Annotated in this window: 1 protein-coding gene; it reads right to left on the bottom strand. The window is 59.3% G+C overall.

The genetic code is table 11. The features are described 5' to 3' along the window. Window positions 1-302, bottom strand: a 302-nt coding sequence (locus IV01_RS00770) for a DUF2345 domain-containing protein (RefSeq protein WP_032631874.1), incomplete at both ends; no start/stop codon positions are given.

Here is a 302-nt window from a genome sequence, read left to right as displayed (position 1 = left end):
CCTGATTGGCGATCAGCTTGATGCCCAACTTGCGCACGAACAGGCTCAGGCCTTCACCCACCCCAATGAACAGGCGCTTGACCACGCTGATATCGGCCTCGGCTCCGGCGTTGAGCATCAGGTTTTTCTGCGCGGCCAGTTGCAAGTGCTGGCCGCTGGTCAGGGCAATGCCTTGTGGGGCACTGAGCAGCAACACCGATGTTTTGAGCTGTTCCAGATCCTGGTTGAGCAAGTTCAGTTGTGCTTCCACGTCGGCTGGGTCGCCCTTGGCGGCTTGGGCATCGGCAGAGAGGTTTTGCAGT

The sequence above is a fragment of the Pseudomonas syringae genome (assembly GCF_000737245.1).
GTDB classification, from domain to species: domain Bacteria; phylum Pseudomonadota; class Gammaproteobacteria; order Pseudomonadales; family Pseudomonadaceae; genus Aquipseudomonas; species Aquipseudomonas syringae_J.
The sequence above is the reverse complement of the archived record's forward strand: the minus strand, read 5'-3'. Positions and strand labels throughout refer to the sequence as shown.